The 16,561-nt window shown below is 71.9% G+C and carries 15 protein-coding genes; 10 read left to right on the top strand and 5 right to left on the bottom strand.

Annotation, left to right across the window (positions count from 1 at the left end; all coding sequences use genetic code 11):
* Positions 1-93: 93 nt before the first annotated feature.
* The 5 genes from E8D37_RS15505 to E8D37_RS15485 all read right to left on the bottom strand — a co-directional run bounded on the left by E8D37_RS15505 (position 94) and on the right by E8D37_RS15485 (position 2,937).
* Positions 94-774 (bottom strand): cyclase family protein, encoded by a 681-nt coding sequence (locus E8D37_RS15505; RefSeq protein WP_136570733.1) that lies wholly within the window; start codon positions 772-774, stop codon positions 94-96.
* Between the two features lie 53 nt (positions 775-827).
* Positions 828-1,187: a putative quinol monooxygenase gene (locus tag E8D37_RS15500; RefSeq protein WP_136570732.1), complete on the bottom strand. Its 360-nt coding sequence runs from the start codon at positions 1,185-1,187 to the stop codon at positions 828-830.
* An 84-nt stretch (positions 1,188-1,271) separates the two neighbouring features.
* Positions 1,272-1,859 carry a hypothetical protein gene (locus tag E8D37_RS15495; protein ID WP_136570731.1) on the bottom strand — a complete coding sequence of 196 codons (588 nt, stop codon included), beginning with the start codon at positions 1,857-1,859 and terminating at the stop codon, positions 1,272-1,274.
* Entirely contained in the window at positions 1,859-2,206 is a 348-nt protein-coding gene (locus tag E8D37_RS15490) for an antibiotic biosynthesis monooxygenase (RefSeq protein ID WP_136570730.1), read from the bottom strand. The genes E8D37_RS15495 and E8D37_RS15490 overlap by 1 nt, the downstream gene beginning before the upstream one ends.
* A 158-nt stretch (positions 2,207-2,364) precedes the next feature.
* Positions 2,365-2,937 (bottom strand): TetR family transcriptional regulator, encoded by a 573-nt coding sequence (locus tag E8D37_RS15485; protein ID WP_136570729.1) that lies wholly within the window; start codon positions 2,935-2,937, stop codon positions 2,365-2,367.
* A gap of 122 nt (positions 2,938-3,059) precedes the next feature.
* Between E8D37_RS15485 and E8D37_RS15480 the strand changes: the two genes are divergently transcribed.
* The 10 genes from E8D37_RS15480 to E8D37_RS15435 all read left to right on the top strand — a co-directional run bounded on the left by E8D37_RS15480 (position 3,060) and on the right by E8D37_RS15435 (position 16,558).
* The gene (locus E8D37_RS15480; protein ID WP_136570728.1) at positions 3,060-3,953 is read left to right on the top strand and encodes a phytanoyl-CoA dioxygenase family protein; all 894 of its coding nucleotides are present in this window, start codon (positions 3,060-3,062) and stop codon (positions 3,951-3,953) included.
* Positions 3,954-4,104: 151 nt separating this feature from the next.
* Positions 4,105-6,120 carry a primary-amine oxidase gene (locus tag E8D37_RS15475; protein WP_240770482.1) on the top strand — a complete coding sequence of 672 codons (2,016 nt, stop codon included), beginning with the start codon at positions 4,105-4,107 and terminating at the stop codon, positions 6,118-6,120.
* A 17-nt stretch (positions 6,121-6,137) separates the two neighbouring features.
* Complete coding sequence (locus tag E8D37_RS15470; RefSeq protein WP_136570727.1) at positions 6,138-6,509, top strand: hypothetical protein; 372 nt, start codon at positions 6,138-6,140, stop codon at positions 6,507-6,509.
* A 191-nt stretch (positions 6,510-6,700) separates the two neighbouring features.
* A complete protein-coding gene (locus tag E8D37_RS15465; RefSeq protein ID WP_136570726.1) occupies positions 6,701-7,564 on the top strand; it encodes a sugar phosphate isomerase/epimerase family protein in 864 nt (287 codons plus the stop codon).
* 54 nt (positions 7,565-7,618) lie between these two features.
* Positions 7,619-8,587 carry an ABC transporter permease gene (locus E8D37_RS15460; RefSeq protein ID WP_136570725.1) on the top strand — a complete coding sequence of 323 codons (969 nt, stop codon included), beginning with the start codon at positions 7,619-7,621 and terminating at the stop codon, positions 8,585-8,587.
* A gap of 7 nt (positions 8,588-8,594) precedes the next feature.
* Entirely contained in the window at positions 8,595-10,418 is a 1,824-nt protein-coding gene (locus tag E8D37_RS15455) for a dipeptide/oligopeptide/nickel ABC transporter permease/ATP-binding protein (protein WP_136570724.1), read from the top strand.
* Positions 10,418-11,485, top strand: coding sequence for an ABC transporter ATP-binding protein (locus E8D37_RS15450; protein ID WP_136570723.1), 1,068 nt, complete (start codon positions 10,418-10,420; stop codon positions 11,483-11,485). The genes E8D37_RS15455 and E8D37_RS15450 overlap by 1 nt, the downstream gene beginning before the upstream one ends.
* Positions 11,482-13,137: an ABC transporter substrate-binding protein gene (locus tag E8D37_RS15445; protein WP_136570722.1), complete on the top strand. Its 1,656-nt coding sequence runs from the start codon at positions 11,482-11,484 to the stop codon at positions 13,135-13,137. The genes E8D37_RS15450 and E8D37_RS15445 overlap by 4 nt, the downstream gene beginning before the upstream one ends.
* Positions 13,138-13,406: 269 nt before the next feature.
* Positions 13,407-14,612 (top strand): NAD-dependent epimerase/dehydratase family protein, encoded by a 1,206-nt coding sequence (locus E8D37_RS15440; RefSeq protein ID WP_136570721.1) that lies wholly within the window; start codon positions 13,407-13,409, stop codon positions 14,610-14,612.
* Complete coding sequence (locus tag E8D37_RS15435) at positions 14,609-16,558, top strand: hypothetical protein (RefSeq protein ID WP_136570720.1); 1,950 nt, start codon at positions 14,609-14,611, stop codon at positions 16,556-16,558. The genes E8D37_RS15440 and E8D37_RS15435 overlap by 4 nt, the downstream gene beginning before the upstream one ends.
* Positions 16,559-16,561 lie beyond the last annotated feature (3 nt).

The following is a 16,561-nucleotide window of genomic DNA, read 5'->3' as shown; positions in this document are numbered from 1 at the left end:
TGCACTGCCGCGGGGCTGGGCAGGACGCACAGGAGCCCGCCCGGTCGTCGACCCGGCGGGCTCCTGCGTCGTGCTGGTGGGGCCAGTGCCGCCTCAGCCGAGCTCGCCCGGCGCGTAGGCCAGGATCGTCACCTGCGCCCCGTCGAGGCCGGCCAGCCGCAGCGGCGGCGCGACCACGGCGGCCGGCGCCTCCAGGTCGGCCGGCAGGTCGACGTCCTCGAACAGGAGGAGGAACGCCCCGGACTCGTCCGGGGCCAGCGCCACCTGGTGCCACGCGACCCCGTCCGGCACGGCCTTCTTCGCGCTGTAGGACGGGATGTCGCAGAAGACCGCCCGCAGGGCCGGGCGGAGCCGGCGCAGGGCCGCGGCCGCGGCGGCCGAGCCGCCCGGGTTGGCGGTGAGGTACCGGACGGGGTCACCGGCCCGGCAGGCGCCGAAGCCGGTGCGCAGCAGCAGGGCGTCGGCGTCCTCGGGGACCTGGGCCACGACGGCCTCGACGTCGGCCTCGGACAGCACGTGGTCGTCGGCCAGCGGCAGGTCCACCAGGGCCGGTCGCAGGAACGTCCAGGTGCTCGCCGGCAGGTCCGACAGCGTCAGCGAGCCCTCGTGGAAGTGGCTCGGGACGTCGACGTGCGTGCCGTTGTGGTTGCACGTCTCCAGCCAGTGCTGGAGGTACGGCCCGGTGGTGAAGTCGGTGTCGACCTCGACGACGACGGACCGGTTGTCGCCGAAGACCGGGGTCTGCGGGGACAGCTCGTGGGACAGGTAGCGCATGCTCACTCCTTCGTGAACGGTGTCGATCGGTGGTGCGGGCCGAGCGGGGACGCTCAGTCCTCCATGTGGCCCTCGATGGCCGCCAGCGCCCACTTCAGGTGCGGGGTCTCGAGGTGGGCCTCGTGGTCGGCCTCCGAGCGCCAGAGGTCGATGAAGATCCAGGTGCGCGGGTCGTCGTAGCAGGGGTAGCACTCGAAGCGGAGGCAGCCCTCCTCGGCGCGCGAGGGTTCGATGATGTCGGCGAACACCTTCGCGACGTGCTCCTCGGAGCCGGGCTTGACCCGCATGGTGGCGACGACCCAGTAGAGGTCCTGGTACTGCGGCTCGAGGGCGTCCCAGGTCGCGGTGACCCAGGCGCGCTTCTCCTCGTAGGAGGCGAAGCTCTCGGGGGCGGTGATCGGGGGAGTGGTCATGTCTGCTCCTGGCAGGTGGGCGGGCAGGTGGGCGGGTCGGGGAGAGGTGCCGGGGAAGAGGTGCCGGCGGAAGGGTGGGCGGCCTCAGGCCATGGCGAGCATCGCCACGACCCCGACGGCCATGGCGAGGTGCTCGACGTGCCCGAGGGTGGTGCCGCGCCAGGCGGCCCGCTCCTCGTGCCGGCGGCTCGAGGTCCACGGCAGGGAGAGGGTCCAGAGCACGTAGGTGACGGACGCGATGGTCACCAGCGCGGTGAGCACGCCCAGGACGCCGTGGTCGGCGGCGTCCATCGAGCCCATCGAGCCCGTGCCGTCCCCGCCGTCCATCCCGCTCATGCCCGGCATGGACGTGCCGGCGGAGGTGTGGACGAGGACCAGCGCGCTCATCACGAGCCCGCCGACCGCGCGGTGCCGGGCCTGCGCCGGGGCGTGCTGCGGCGCCCGCCCGCGCAGGGCGAGCGCCAGCTCGACCACGGAGCCGCCGGCCACGACGACGGCCGCGGCCACGACGGTCCAGGTGGGGACCCGGCCGCCGAGCACGTGGAGCACCATCATGACGGCCATCGCGCCCATGACGACCTGGGCACGCAGCCCGGCGCGCAGGGTCGGCGACCAGCACGCGAGCGTGGAGACGGCGGTGGCCACGAGCATGACCACCATGACGGTGTCCATCAGAAGGTGAGGGTGGGGGCGAAGGCGCGGGCCTCGTCACCGCCGAGGCCCTCGAGGAGCTCGGGGCTGATCGGGCCGAGGGTCTCACCGTCGTAGGTGACGAGGGCGAGGATCTTGTCCATCAGCTCCTCGCCGATGTTCTCCCAGTGCTGGAGGAGGGCGGCGGAGTCCTCGTAGCGCTCGACCACGACCGCCTCGGTGCCGGCGGCGTTGTAGAAGAGGTCGTACTGGAGGGTGCCGGTGTCCTTGGCGCGGGCGATGGAGATGCACTCCGAGAACAGCTCCTTGACCGCGTCGGCGTTCGAGGCGTCGAAGGTCATGCGACCGAGGTTGAGGATCTCGCTCATGGTGGGGCTCCTGCTGACGTGGGGCCCGGCCGCCGCGGTGCGTCGCCGGGGTGCGCGCCTCGCGCACATCGGTGGACTGTACGGACGTACAGTTTCGATGGCGTTACAGGAGTCCTTCTGGTACGGACCTTCGTCCCTGGCGGCCGGCCGGACGGACCTCAGGCGGTCGTGAGCAGGGAGGCCAGCAGGGAGATCGCCTTGCTGAGCTCGCGGGACTTCTGGCCCGGCATGGACACGGCCTGGTAGATGATCCCGTCCAGCATGGCCACGACCATCGTCCCCGTGCCCGGCCGGATGGTGACGCCGAGGCGGGAGAGCGCCTCCACCACGGCGTCCTCGTAGGTGGCGTAGAGGGTGGCGGTGCGCTCGGCCACGGCGGGGGAGAGCCTGGACTGCAGGTTCAGCTCGTACATGAAGACCTGCAGGTCAGGGGACTCGAGGGCCGCATCTACGAGGGAGTGGACGTAGGCCTCCACGTCGGTCTCGCCGACGTTCGACTCGACCTGGGCGATCGAGACCTCGGTGCAGTACTCGTGCGTCTCGGCCAGCAGGGCGTCGATGGTGCCGAAGTGGTGCTGGGCCAGCGTGTGCCCCACGCCGGCCTCGGCGGCGACGGAGCGGTAGCTCAGTCGCGCCAGGCCCTTCGTGCTCACGGTGCGGATGGTCGCATCGATCAGCGCCTGGCGGCCCTCGCCTCGATGCCGGCGCTTGTGCCCGGACTCGGTGGTCACTCGGCCCGTCCTTTCAGGAATTTGGTCCTCAGCCGTCACGGCCGCGAAATCTGTGCGAAACTGTACGTCCGTACAGTTTCTACCTGTCCTACCAGAGCGCACCCGAAACGGATGGCCGAAGCATGAGCGGTATCAAGCACCTTCCCGGAAACAGCACCGTGGAGGACGTCGTCGCTGTCATCAACGCTGATGGCGGAGTCATCATCGACGATTTCCTCGACGCAGAGGCCATGGAGGTCCTGCTCGGCGAGATCAAGGGCGCTCTGGCGCTCGCCAAGAACGGCATCGAGAACGAGCTGACCGGCACGAGCACCCGTCGGGCGTCGCGCCTGTTCGGTCGCTGCCCGAAGATGGTCGACGTCGCGATGCACCCCCTCTACCACGACGTCGCCCGCGCGATCCTCGAGAAGCCCATCCAGATGTGGTACGGCGAGATGCGCATGACCGTCGCCCCCGGCATCCAGATCGGCATGACGCAGGCCATCGAGATCCAGCCCGGCCAGAAGGCCCAGCCGCTGCACCGCGACGACTCCGCGTTCATGTGGCGCCACCCCGACTACGGCCGCGAGGGCCGCCTGCAGATCATGCTGGCCGGCACCGACTTCACCGAGGAGAACGGCGCCACCATGGTGATCCCGGGCTCCCAGGTGTGGGACGACGAGCGCGGCCCCAAGGTCGAGGAGGCGGTCCCGGCCACGATGAAGAAGGGCTCCGCCCTCATCTGGACCGGCTCGGTCTACCACGGCGGCGGCGCGAACGTCTCCGAGGACGACGTCCGCATCGGCATCACCATGAGCTACGACCTCTCGAACCTGCGTCAGGAGGAGAACATGTACCTCTCCCTGACCGACGAGCAGATCCGCGCGCTGCCCGAGCCCGTCCAGCGGCTCCTCGGCTGGGACTCCGGCGAGAACTACATGGGCTGGGTCGAGGTCGACGGCCTCATGGTCAACCCGCACTTCCTCCTCGAGGACGAGCCCGAGATCGTCCAGCCCACCTACACCAGCATCTCCTGACGCCGACGGGGGCCGCCGATCGTCGTCGGCCCCCGGACGCGCTCCGGACGTCCGCCGTCCCCGGCGCGTCCTCGTGGCGGCAGCGCCGCGGCCCCTCCCGCCGAGCCCGGCCCCCGCCGTGCTCCCCGGCCCCTGCTCGAAAGGCTGACCCGTGTCCGACACCAAGCACAACATGCCCGCGCTCAGCACCGCGGCGCACCCGCTCGACCCCCTCACCGCCGAGGAGATCGAGTCCGCGCGCACGATCCTGGACGAGGCGGGCCTCCTCGGTCCGGAGAAGCTCTTCGGTCTCGTCCAGCTCCAGGAGCCCCTCAAGGCGGACGTCGCGGCGTTCGACGCGGGGGAGGGCGAGCTCGACCGCCGCGTCTTCATCGTCATCCTGGACATCCAGGCCCAGACCGGCACCGAGTACATCGTCTCGGTGACCCACCGCCGGGTGGACTTCACCCGCGGCACCGACACCTCCGTCGCCCCGTACGGCCAGCCCGGCATGGTGATGAGCGAGTTCATGGCGATCGACGAGATCGTCAAGGCCGACGAGCGCTGGCAGGCCGCCATGGCCGCCCGCGGCGTCGACACCACGCACGTCGTGGTCACCGGCATGACCGCCGGCAACTTCGGCCACGAGTTCGAGACCGGCCGCCGCGTGTGGAAGGCGATCACGCTGTATCGCGAGGCGCCCGAGGACAACCCGTGGGCCCGCCCCGTCGAGGGCGTCGTCGCCACGGTCGACATCGCCACCCGCACCGTCGTGGACCTCTCGGACTACGGCAGCGCGCCGCTGCCCCCCGGCAAGGGCATCTTCACCAACGGCAAGGACGGCGAGTTCCGCGACGACCTCAAGCCGCTGGTCATCACCCAGCCCGAGGGCCCGAGCTTCTCGGTCGACGGCCGACACGTGACGTGGCAGAACTGGGACTTCCGGATCGGCTTCGACATCCGCGAGGGCCTGGTCATGCACGACCTCGCCTTCACCGACGCCGGCAAGCGCCGCCCCATCATGTTCCGCGGCTCGATCTCGGAGATGGTCGTGCCCTACGGCGACCCGCACCCGATGCGGTCGTTCATCAACTACTTCGACGCCGGCGAGTACAACCTCGGCCGCCTGGCGACCTCGCTCACCCTCGGCTGCGACTGCGTCGGCGACATCACCTACTTCGACGCCACCGTGGCCGACGAGCAGGGCCACCCCGAGGTCATGCGGAACGTCATCTGCATGCACGAGGAGGACTACGGCGTCCTGTGGAAGCACGTCGAGGGCTACAACGACGTCGCCGCCACCCGCCGCTCGCGCCGCCTGGTCGTCTCGTTCTTCGCCGCGATCGGCAACTACGACTACGGCTACTTCTGGTACCTCTACCAGGACGGCACGATCCAGTTCGAGGCCAAGCTGACCGGCATCGTCTTCGCCAACGCCCAGGCCGACGACATCGAGATCCCCTACGCCGCCCGGGTGGCCCCGGGCCTGGTGGCGCCCTTCCACCAGCACCTGTTCTGCGCCCGCCTCGACATGAACGTGGACGGCGCCGCCAACCGCGTCGAGGAGCTCGAGGTCTTCGCCGAGGAGATCAGCGAGACCAACCCGTTCGGCAACGCGTTCCAGCTCAAGACCACCCTCATCGGCTCCGAGTCGGAGTCGGCCCGCCTGGCCGACCCGAGCGTGGGCCGCTACTGGAAGGTCTCCAGCGCCACCGAGACCAACGCCTACGGCAAGAACACCTCCTACAAGCTCGTGCCCCACGCGGCGCCGACGCTGCTGATGAAGGAGGGCTCCTCGATCCGCGCCCGCGCCGCCTTCGCGACCAAGCACCTGTGGGTCACGCAGTTCGACAGCGAGGAGAAGTACGCCGCCGGCCTGTACCCGAACCAGCACCAGGGCGGCGCCGGCCTGCCGGAGTACGTCGCGCAGGACCGCAGCCTCGACGGCGAGGACGTCGTCCTGTGGCACACCTTCGGCGCCACGCACATCACGCGGCCGGAGGACTGGCCGGTCATGCCGGTCGAGTACACCGGGTTCACGATGAAGCCGGTCGGCTTCTTCGACCAGAACCCCGCCCTCGACGTCCCGGACCCCATGGGTGGCACCTGCTCCGGCGGTGGCGGCCTGGCCGTGGGTCACGACGGCACCAACCATGGTGCCGCCGCCGACGGCGAGAGCTGCCACTGAGGCACCGGGTGACCACGATGACCGAGCACGACGAGCAGACCGGGACCAGCGCGTCCCGGGTCCGGGGCCGGGTCGAGGCCCTCGCCCCGGACTCGCTGGGCTGGACCCTCCTGTCGATGACGCGGGAGGCGCCCGGCTACGTGACGGACATCGTCGAGGCCCTGGCCGAGGAACGCGGGGTCGAGCCCGAGGACGTGCTCGCCACCCTGCGGGACCTGCGGGCCGCCGAGCTCGTCGAGGAGGTCCTCGACGAGTTCGGCCCCTGGGTCCGGCTGGCCGGGGTCCAGGTGATCCTGGCGGTGGACGCCCGGATCGCCGGCCCCGGCGCCCGGAACCGTGCCCGGAACCGCGCGGCCACGCCCGGATGGCGTACGGAGCTGCTTGCGTGACCGACCTCTCGGCTCCGACGACCCCGGGGCCACCGAGAATGCTCGCCAGTGACGCCGAGCACTCGGTGCCCCCACGCGGCTGAGCCGCCCCCTCCCCCTGATGGACCGCGGACGAGCGTCTGCGGAGCGGCCCGCCGCCCCGCGCGCAGGCCGCGGCGCCCCGCCCGGGGCACGTACGACAGGAGACCCGCATGAAGATCGCGATCCCGGACCAGAGCTTCCGGACCGTCCCCGGCTGGGAGGCGCACCTGCCGCTGATCCCCGCCCTCGGGGTCGACCACGTCGACCTCTGCCTGCACGACGGCCGCACCCAGCTCCAGTTCGCCGACCTGCGGGACGTGCCGGCGCTGGCGGAGCGGGTCAACGTCGCGACCCGGGCCGCCGGCGTCTCGGTGGCCTCCGTCGACGTCTGCCCCTCGATGGTGGAGATCCCCGGTCACGCCGGGGCCGGCGGCCAGAACATGGCCGTCAACCACCCGGACGCCGAGCAGCGCGACGCGGCCTGGGACATCTTCCTGCGCGGCCTGGAGCTGGCGGAGCGCACCGGCGCCGAGCTCATCTCGGTGCCGGCCGGCGCGTTCTTCGACGAGCCGCGCGAGGCGTCCTTCGACCGCGCGGTGGAGGCCCACGCCCGCCGGCACGAGGAGGCCGCCCGCCGCGGCGTCCGCTTCGTCGCCGAGACCCACGTCGGCTCCGTCTTCGAGACGATCGACGAGTGCCTGCGGCTGGGCGAGGAGGTCCCGGGCCTCAAGATCGCCCTCGACCCCACGAACTACGCCTACCTGGGCAACACCGACGCCGAGATCCTCCGGCTCATCCCGCTCGCCGGCCACGTGCACGTCCGTGGCGGGGCGAAGGGCATGGCGCAGACGCGCTTCGAGGACTCCACCATCGACTACGACCTGCTCGTCTCCGCCCTCGTCGACGCGGGCTACGACGGGTTCTTCCGGCTCGAGTGCGTCTGGCGCGACGACGAGGACTACCTCGCGGACATCGACGTCGTGACCGAGCTCGTGCACTACCGGGACCTGCTGCGCGCCCACGGCGCGCGCTGAGAGAGGAACTGCAGATGTCCTGCACCACGAACGCACCGACGGGGGTGGACGCACGTGCGCTGGGGTAGCTACCTGGCCCGGCGCCTGCTCGGCGCCCTGGTGACCGTCTGGGTCGCCGCCACCGTCAACTTCTTCCTCTTCCGCCTGCTCCCGGGCGACTACGTCAGCAACTTCGCCCGCGTGCCGGGCGCGACGAAGGCCTTCCAGGAGCAGCTGCGGGCCGAGTTCGGCCTCGACAAGTCCCTCGGCGGCCAGTACGTCACGTACCTCTGGCAGCTGCTGCACGGGAACCTCGGGTACTCCTACCAGTACAAGACGGGCGTCTCCGGCAAGATCCTCGACCTGCTGGCCAACACGGTCCCGATGGTGGGTCTCTCCACGATCATCGCGATCCTCATCGGCACGCTGCTCGGCTTCCTCGCCGCCTGGCGCAAGGGCACCCCGACCGACGGCGCGACCGTCCTGGTCGCCCTCGTCGTCTTCGCCCTGCCGGTCCAGTGGATGGGCATGATGCTCGTCCTCTGGTTCACGGGCGTCCTGCCGACCTCGGGCATCTCCGACCCGTACATGGAGATGATGAACCCGACGCTGTGGGAGACGGTCGCGGACTACCTGCGCCACATGATCCTGCCGTCGATCACGCTGTTGCTCTCGACCGCCGGCTCCTACGTGCTCCTCGTGCGCACCGCCGTGCTCGACACCTTCGGCGAGGACTACGTGCTCACCGCCCGCGCCAAGGGCCTGAGCAAGTTCACGATCCTGCGCCGGCACATCGCCCCGAACGCCATGCTGCCGACCATCACGGTCATCGCGCTGACGCTCGGCACCGTGGTCGGCGGCGCGGTCCTGGTGGAGACGGTGTTCTCGTGGCCCGGCATCGGGTGGGGCACCTACCAGGCGATCAACAACCGCGACTACCCGCTCCTCCAGGGGATCTTCCTGGTGATGACGGTGTCGGTGATCGTCCTGAACCTCCTGGCGGACCTCCTGTACTTCCGCCTCGACCCGCGCATCCGAAAGTAGGTCCACCGTGGCTGACACCACTGCCGGCACCTCGCCGGTGAAGAAGACCGTCGGTGCCCGTCGGGTCCTCGCGCTCGCCAAGGAGAACGCGGGCCTCATCGTCGGCGTCGCCCTGCTGGTCGTGTTCGGCGCCGTGGCGCTGTTCGCCGGCGTCTTCGCCCCGTACCCGGCCGACACCACCGTCGGCGACCTCTTCGGCGCCCCGTCCGCCGAGCACTGGCTCGGCCTGGACGACGGCGGCCAGGACGTCTTCTCCCAGCTGCTCTACGGCACGCAGCAGTCGATGCTCATCGGTCTCGCCGCCGCGCTCGTCTCCGGCGTCGTCGGCATGGTCGTCGGCGTCACGGCCGGCTACTTCGGCGGCTGGGTCGAGGGCGTGCTGATGCGCATCACCGACTACGTCATCGTGATCCCGTTCATCCCGCTGGCGATCGTCGTGGCGACGATCCACGGCGCGAGCCTCTCGGCGACGATCCTCATCATCGGCATGCTGCTGTGGGCCAACACGGCCCGCGTCGTCCGGGCCCCCGTCCTCAGCCTGCGGCACCGGCTGTTCGTCGCCCGGGCCCGCGGCATGGGCGCCGGCCACGGCCGCGTGCTGGTGCGGCACATCCTCCCGCAGGTCCTGCCGCTCATCATCTCCTCGAGCGTCCTGGCCATCGCGACGGCGATCTTCGCCGACACCGCCATGTCCTTCCTCGGCCTCGGCATCCCGGGCGGCAGCTCGTGGGGCCAGATGATCGACATCGCCTTCCGCCGCGGCGCGACCACGCAGGGCGCCTGGTGGGCGATCGTGCCCCCGGGCCTGTGCGTCGGCGTCGTCGTCCTCGCCTGCTCGCTCGTCGGCCGGCACGTGGAGCGGGTGCTCAACCCCCGCCTCGCGGTCTCCTACATGAACCCCGGCGACTTCACCGTGGGCCCGACCCCCGAGCCGAAGCCGGTCGCCACGACGGGCAAGCACGAGGCGGACGACGCGGTGCTCCGCGTCCGCGACCTCGACGTCGTCTTCTCGCTGCCCGCCGGCGAGGAGTTCCATGCCCTGCACAGCGTCGACCTCGACATCCGTCGCGGCCGCAAGCTCGGCATCGTGGGCGAGTCGGGCTCCGGCAAGACGACGCTGCTCATGTCGCTGCTCGGTCTCTCGGCGCCCAACGCCACCGTCTCGGGGCGCATCGAGCTCGGCGGCGAGGACATGCTGGCCGGCGGTGCCGAGGGCTTCCGCAAGCACCTGTGGCGCGACATCGCCTGGATCCCGCAGGGCGCCATGAACGCCTTCAACCCGGTCCGCACGATGGAGTGGCAGCTGGTCGAGGCCGTCCGCCGGGCCGGCCCGGTCAGCTCCGCCGAGGCCAAGCAGCGCGCGGGCGACCTCTTCGAGCGCGTCGGCATCCCGCGCTCGCGGCTCAAGCGCTACCCGCACGAGTTCTCCGGCGGCATGAAGCAGCGCGCCGCGATCGCCATGGCGCTCGCCGCGCGGCCGACCATCCTGCTGGCCGACGAGGCCACCACGGCGCTCGACGCCATGGTGCAGGCGCAGATCCTCGAGCTGCTCGAGTCGCTGGCCGAGGAGATGGGCCTGACGATCGTCTTCGTCACCCACGACCTGGGACTGGTCGGCGACTTCTGCGACGAGGCCGCGGTGGTCTACCAGGGCCGCATCGTCGAGATGGGCAGCGTGGTGGACCTCTACCACCGGCCGCAGAACGACTACACCCGCGAGCTGTTCAACGCGGCCGCGTGGTCGCGCGGTGCGGACGGGTCGACGGCCCAGGACACGGACCAGGACACGGCCCAGGGCACCGCGCCCGAGGCCGAGAAGGCGGTGCAGTGATGAAGCGTCAGCACGCGGTGGAGGCCAACGGCCTCTCGGTCCGGTTCCCGGTCTCCCGGAGCCTCGGCGACGTCCTGCGCCGCCGTGAGCGCCGGTACGTCCGGGCGGTCGACGGGGTCGACCTGCACGTCGACCCGGGCGAGATCCTCGCCATCGTCGGCGAGTCCGGCTCGGGGAAGTCGACGATCGTCAAGGCGCTGCTCGGCCTGAGCGAGATCGGCGCCGCCACCCTCGGCGGCGACGTCCTCATCAACGGGCACGAGGTGGACCTCACCCGCGCCCGGCCGGTCTCGATGCTGCAGGACATGCAGCTCATCCACCAGGACCCCTACGAGTCCCTGGACCCCCGCTTCCGGGTCGTCCAGACGGTCCGGGAGGCGCTCGACATCCGGCGCAAGGGCAGCCGCAAGGCCCGCCTGGCCAAGGCCCGCGAGGCCATGACCGAGGCGCACGTGACCCCGCTCGAGCGCTTCGAGAAGCGGTTCCCGCACCAGCTCTCCGGCGGTCAGCGTCAGCGCGTGGCCATCGCCTCGGCGCTGGTCTCGGACCCGAAGGTGCTCTTCGCCGACGAGCCGGTCTCGATGCTGGACATGACCGTCCGCAAGGGCGTGCTCGACGTCCTGGACGAGCAGCGCCGGCGCGGCGTGGCGATCGTGGTCGTCACCCACGACCTGGCGACGGTCGCCGACTTCGCGGACCGGATCGCCGTCATGTACCTCGGGCGGATCGTCGAGGAGGGCCCGGCCGCCGAGGTCATCGCCCACCCGCACCACCCCTACACCCAGGCGCTCGTCTCCGTGACGCCCGTGCCTGACCCCCTTGCCCCTCGTGAGCGCATCGTGCTGCGCGGCGAGGTCCCGGACGCGGCGTCGGTCCCCTCGGGCTGCCGCTTCGCCAACCGCTGCCCGATCGCGGAGGACAGGTGCTCGGAGATCGATCCGGCCCTGACCCCCGCCGGGCAGCACGACCACCGCGCGGCCTGCGTGGTGGTGGAGGCTCTCGGTGGCCTCGCACCGCATGTCCCTGCCAACAGCATCCGACACCGCACTGAGGGAGCCCCCGCATGAGGAACTACCGAAGTCTCCACCGGGTCATCGCTGTCGCGCTCGCGACCGTGCTGGCCGTCGTCCTCGCCGCCTGTTCGGGCGGCTCGTCCAGCTCGTCCGCGACGAGCGACATCTTCAAGCTCGGCACCACCGAGCAGGCGTCGTCCCTGAACCCGCTGATGGCGGGCAACGGCTTCGACCTCATGCTCTGGCGCACCATCTACCCCCAGCTGGTGACCTACGACGAGAACCTCGAGCCCGCGCCGGCCCTGGCGCAGAGCTGGACCTGGTCGAAGGACAAGAAGACGCTCACCTTCGAGCTCGCCGACGGCGCCACCTGGTCCGACGGTGAGGCCCTCACCGCCGAGGACGCCGCCTGGACCATCAAGACCCTGCTGAAGTACTCCGACGGCGCCACCGCCACCGCGGCGTCCTACATCGCCGGCGTCTCCGGGGCCAAGGCCCTCTCCGACACCGAGCTCGAGGTCGACTTCAGCAGCCCGCAGGCCGACGCCCTGGGCAACATGGCCTACTCGTTCTTCATCCTGCCCGAGCACGTGTACAAGAAGTACGCCACCGGCGACGGCTCGAAGCTGCTGAGCTTCACCAACCAGGACGACACCGTGACGGCCGGTCCGTTCGACCTGGAGTCCTGGAGCACCGACTTCGTGCTCACCTCGGCCAACCCCGACTACTGGGGCACCGGGCCGAAGATCGCCGGCTACGGCGTCCAGTACTACTCCTCGGACGACTCGCTGACCTCCGCGCTGACCGCCGGTGACATCGACGGCGTGCGCATCCCGTCGGCCAACGTCATCGAGGCCGCCGAGGACGACTCGAACCTGGTCGTGAACACCACCGCCTCGCTCGGCTACTACACGATCGAGGTCAACGTCAGCGACAACAAGAAGGCGCACCGCGAGCTGCTCGACCCGAAGGTCCGCGAGGCGATGGACATGGCCATCGACCGCAAGACGATCCTCGAGCAGGCCTTCCTCGGCTACGGCTCCACCGGCGTCGGCCCCGTCACCTCGGCGAGCAACTACACCGACACCTCGCTCACGGGCACGACCTTCGACATCGACGCCGCGAACAAGATCCTCGACGACGCCGGCTACACGATGGGCTCGGACGGCATCCGCATGGCCGACGGCCACGAGATGAGCTACGAGTTCAACTTCCCGAGCACCATGCGTGGCCCGGGTGACCGTGCCTTCGCGATCCTCAAGAAGGACTGGGCCAAGATCGGCATCGAGGTCACGGCGAAGTACATCGACTCCGCCGCGAACTTCGCCGACATCTTCGGCACGAACAACACCTACGACACGTTCGACCTGGGCTTCTGGGACTGGATCGCGCTCCCGCCGGAGCCGGGCTTCATCCTCAGCGTCCAGACCTGCGCCGCGCTCGGCGGCTACAACGACACGGGCTACTGCAACAAGAAGTACGACGCCCTGTTCGCCAAGCAGGCCACCACGACGAACGCGGCCGCCCGCCAGAAGATCCTCGACCAGATGCAGCAGATGATCTACGACGAGCGTGGCCTGATGGTCATGACGGAGGCCCCGGCCACCGACATCCACGCCCAGGGCTGGGACGGCATCGTCCTCACCGGCCTGCAGGCCTACGAGCTGCCGAACACGTGGCTCAGCATCCACAAGACGGACAGCTGACCACGGGCGCGTCCCGCAGCTGAAGCGGCCGATCCACCGGCCGACCAGGGCTCCGTCCCGCCGCACCGTCGGCGGGGCGGGGCCCCTCCGCGTCCCTCGGGGTGGCGCCGTGTGCCGTCCGTGCCCCTCGTGGTGGCCGGTCCGGGGACGGCTCGGCGCGGTCCGGCGCGGTCCGGGAGACCCCACCCGTCACGGGTGAATCAGGCGCCCCTGACGCCACGTAGCGTCACAAGATCCCCACATCCTCTCCCCGGACTCCGGGAGGTCTCATGCGGATCGCGGTCCTCGGCGGTGACGGCTTCTGCGGGTGGCCGGTCGCCCTCCACCTCTCACGGCACGGGCACGACGTGACCGTGGTCGACAGCCTGGTGCGGCGCAGGACGGACGACGAGCTCGGCGTCGAGTCGCTCACGCCCGTGCGCCCGCTGCCCGAGCGCCTGGCCGCCTGGTGGGAGGTCACCGGGCTCGTCGTGCGCCACGTCCGGCTCGACCTCGCGCGCGAGCCCGAGCGGCTGGCGGCCCTGCTCGCGGCGGAGCGGCCGGAGGCCGTCGTCCACCTGGCCGAGCAGCGGGCCGCGCCGTACTCGATGCGCGACGCCGCCCACAAGCGCTACACCGTCGACACCAACGTCAACGCCACCCACAACCTGCTGGCCGCGCTGGTGGAGGTGGGGCTCGACGCCCACGTCGTCCATCTCGGCACCATGGGCGTCTACGGCTACGAGACGGCGGCCGTCGACCTGCCCGAGGGGTACCTCCACGTCAGCTACCCCGACCGGACGGGCGCGTCGATCGAGCGGGACGTGCTCTACCCGACGCGGCCCGGCAGCGTGTACCACCTCACCAAGTCCCTGGACCAGCTCCTCTTCCAGTTCTACGCGCAGAACGACGGCCTGCGGATCACCGACCTGCACCAGGGGATCGTGTGGGGCACCCAGACCCCGGAGACGCGCCTGGACCCTCGCCTGGTCAACCGGTTCGACTACGACGGCGACTACGGGACGGTGCTCAACAGGTTCCTCGTGCAGGCCGCGCTCGGCCTCCCGCTCACGGTGCACGGCACCGGCGGCCAGACGCGCGCCTTCATCAACCTCGAGGACACGGTGCGCTGCGTGCGTCTGGCCGTGGAGAGCGGGGACGCCGTGGTCGGCGGGCGGGTCCGGATCATGAACCAGGTCGCCGAGACCCTGCGGGTGCGCGACCTGGCCGCGATGCTGCACCGGCTGCTGGGGGCCGAGGTCGCCCACGTGCCGAACCCGCGCGCCGAGGCGGCCGAGAACGAGCTGGAGGTGCGGACCGACCAGCTCCGCGACCTCGGGCTCGAGCCGATCCTGCTGGAGGAGCGGCTGCTGGAGGAGTCGCTGGAGACCGCCCGCCGCTACGCCGGCCGGGTCGACCCAGCCCGCGTCCCGGCCACGGCCTGCTGGAACGCCGAGCGGCGCGCGGCCGCGGCCCCCGCGGAGGCGGGCCGGTGAGCGGCCCGGAGGAGGAGGCCACGCCGGTACCGGAGTCGCCCGACCCGCCGCCCGAGCAGGGGGAGCAGCCGTCGTCCGGCCGCGGGGGCTGGCTGCCCCGGGGCGCGCTGGTGGCGCTGGGTCTCGTGGTCCTGCTCGTCGTCGCGTTCGCGCTGCTGCGCCCGGCCGTCCTCGACGAGGACGACCGGGGCGGCTCGGGGGCCCCGGGCGACGCCCGCCAGCGCCACGACGAGGGCGACGTCGTCACGACCCTGGCCGACACCGGGGCGGTCGACGGGCTGCGGCTCTCGGACGACAACAGCACCTCCCAGACCTTCACCGTGACGCTCCCGGTCGACGCGGGGGTCGAGGACGCCTGGGTGCGGCTGGTCGGCACGACGCGGTCGCCCTCGACGAGCTCGGTCTCCCTCCGGGTCCTCGCCGACGGCCAGGCCGTGCACGTCTCCCGGCTGCCCACCGGCGCCCACCGGCTCGACGTGGAGGCCGACCTGCCCGCCTCGGCGGTGGCCGACGGCTCGGTGCGCGTGCAGGTGAGGCTCACGGGCACGGCCGACCAGCGGCGCTGCACCCTCACCCAGGACCTCGGGGCGCTCGTCGTCCTCGATCCCGACGGCACGCGGGTGGAGGCCGACGTCGACGGGCCGCTCACCACCGTGCGCGACGTCGCCGCCACCCTCGGCCACGAGGTCACCCTCGTCGAGCTCTCCGCGGGGGCGGAGTGGGTCGCCACGGCCGCGCGGCTGGGCGTCGCGCTCACCCAGGCCGGCCACGCGGTGACCTTCTCCACCGACGCGGACGACGCCGGCCCCGGCACGGTCCTCGTCGGGACGCCCGAGGAGGTCGGCGGGGCCACCGGGGGCGACCCGGCCGACGGCACGGTGGTGGTCGCGGACGCCGGGGGCGGCCCCGCCCTCGCGGTCACCGAGCCGGGCGGCGCCGCCGTCGGGACGCTGCTCACCACCGCCGCGCTGGCCACGGCGGACGGCCCGACCGCCGAGCCCGTGACCCTCGAGCCCGCCCGGGTCGCCGCGGACGGTGCGGGCGGCACGGTCACCCTGGCCTCCCTGGGCGCCGACACCGGCGTCCAGCAGCTCACGGACCGGCACACCTGGCGGGTGCGCTACAGCCTCGCCGACCTGCCGGGCGGCGAGGTGCCGACCCGCGCGCTGCTGTCCTGGAGCCTGCCCCCGACCTCCGACGACGCCCGCTGGCTGGTCCAGGTGCAGCTGGGCGACGAGCTCGTGGCCTCCGACCGGTTGCCCGGCGACGCCACGACGGCGCGGGTGAGCGTGCCCCTGCCGGCCCGCCTGGCCGCGGTGCGCAACCAGCTCGTCGTCACGCTCGTCCGCGACCGGGACGTCGGTGGCTGCCACGTCCGCCAGACCACCTACGACGTCCAGCTCCTGCCCGGCTCCGTCCTGGAGCTGGGCGGCGCCGGCGGGTCGGCGAGCTCCGGCGGGTTCGTCGGGGTGGTCGACGCCTTCTCCGCCGGGGTGGACGTCGTCCTGCCGGACGCCGCGGTGGCCGACCCGGCCGCCACGCTCACGGCCCTCGTGCCGACGCTCGCCGAGCTCGCCCCATGGCAGCCGACGCTGCGGCTGGTCGAGTCCGACGCGCCGCAGGGCAGGCCGTTCCTGCTGGTCGGGGAGCCGCCCGCGTCGGCCACGGTCCAGGTGGACGCCGGGAGCGGCGCCGTGACGGCCGCCGGGGTCGAGACCGGCCCGCTCGCCGACGGGGTCGTGGTGCAGCGCGTCGAGGCGCAGGGGGTTGGGGGGCAGGGGGCGACCGGCGTGGTGGTCACGGCGGTCGGGTCGGGGGAGGCCGTCCTGCCGGACCTCGGCCGCGAGGGCGCCTGGGTGCTCCCCGCCGGGGGCGGCGGGGTGGAGGTGGACACCGCGGGGCGGGTCGTGAGCCTGCCACCGGTGCGCGCCGGGGGCACGGGGTGACGG

The organism is Nocardioides sp. GY 10127 (assembly GCF_004919085.1).
Taxonomy (GTDB): Bacteria; Actinomycetota; Actinomycetes; order Propionibacteriales; family Nocardioidaceae; genus Nocardioides.
Note: the sequence above shows the minus strand (reverse complement) of the source record. Positions and strands in the feature narration are given on the sequence as shown.

Excerpts from the sequence above, each read along its gene's own strand:
- E8D37_RS15480 (WP_136570728.1), top strand. The coding sequence starts at position 3,060 with ATGAGCGGTATCAAGCACCTTCCCGGAAACAGCACCGTGGAGGACGTC.
- E8D37_RS15505 (WP_136570733.1), bottom strand. The coding sequence starts at position 774 with ATGCGCTACCTGTCCCACGAGCTGTCCCCGCAGACCCCGGTCTTCGGC.
- E8D37_RS15495 (WP_136570731.1), bottom strand. The coding sequence starts at position 1,859 with ATGGACACCGTCATGGTGGTCATGCTCGTGGCCACCGCCGTCTCCACG.
- E8D37_RS15470 (WP_136570727.1), top strand. The coding sequence starts at position 6,138 with ATGACCGAGCACGACGAGCAGACCGGGACCAGCGCGTCCCGGGTCCGG.
- E8D37_RS15465 (WP_136570726.1), top strand. The coding sequence starts at position 6,701 with ATGAAGATCGCGATCCCGGACCAGAGCTTCCGGACCGTCCCCGGCTGG.
- E8D37_RS15445 (WP_136570722.1), top strand. The coding sequence starts at position 11,482 with ATGAGGAACTACCGAAGTCTCCACCGGGTCATCGCTGTCGCGCTCGCG.
- E8D37_RS15490 (WP_136570730.1), bottom strand. The coding sequence starts at position 2,206 with ATGAGCGAGATCCTCAACCTCGGTCGCATGACCTTCGACGCCTCGAAC.
- E8D37_RS15450 (WP_136570723.1), top strand. The coding sequence starts at position 10,418 with ATGAAGCGTCAGCACGCGGTGGAGGCCAACGGCCTCTCGGTCCGGTTC.
- E8D37_RS15440 (WP_136570721.1), top strand. The coding sequence starts at position 13,407 with ATGCGGATCGCGGTCCTCGGCGGTGACGGCTTCTGCGGGTGGCCGGTC.
- E8D37_RS15500 (WP_136570732.1), bottom strand. The coding sequence starts at position 1,187 with ATGACCACTCCCCCGATCACCGCCCCCGAGAGCTTCGCCTCCTACGAG.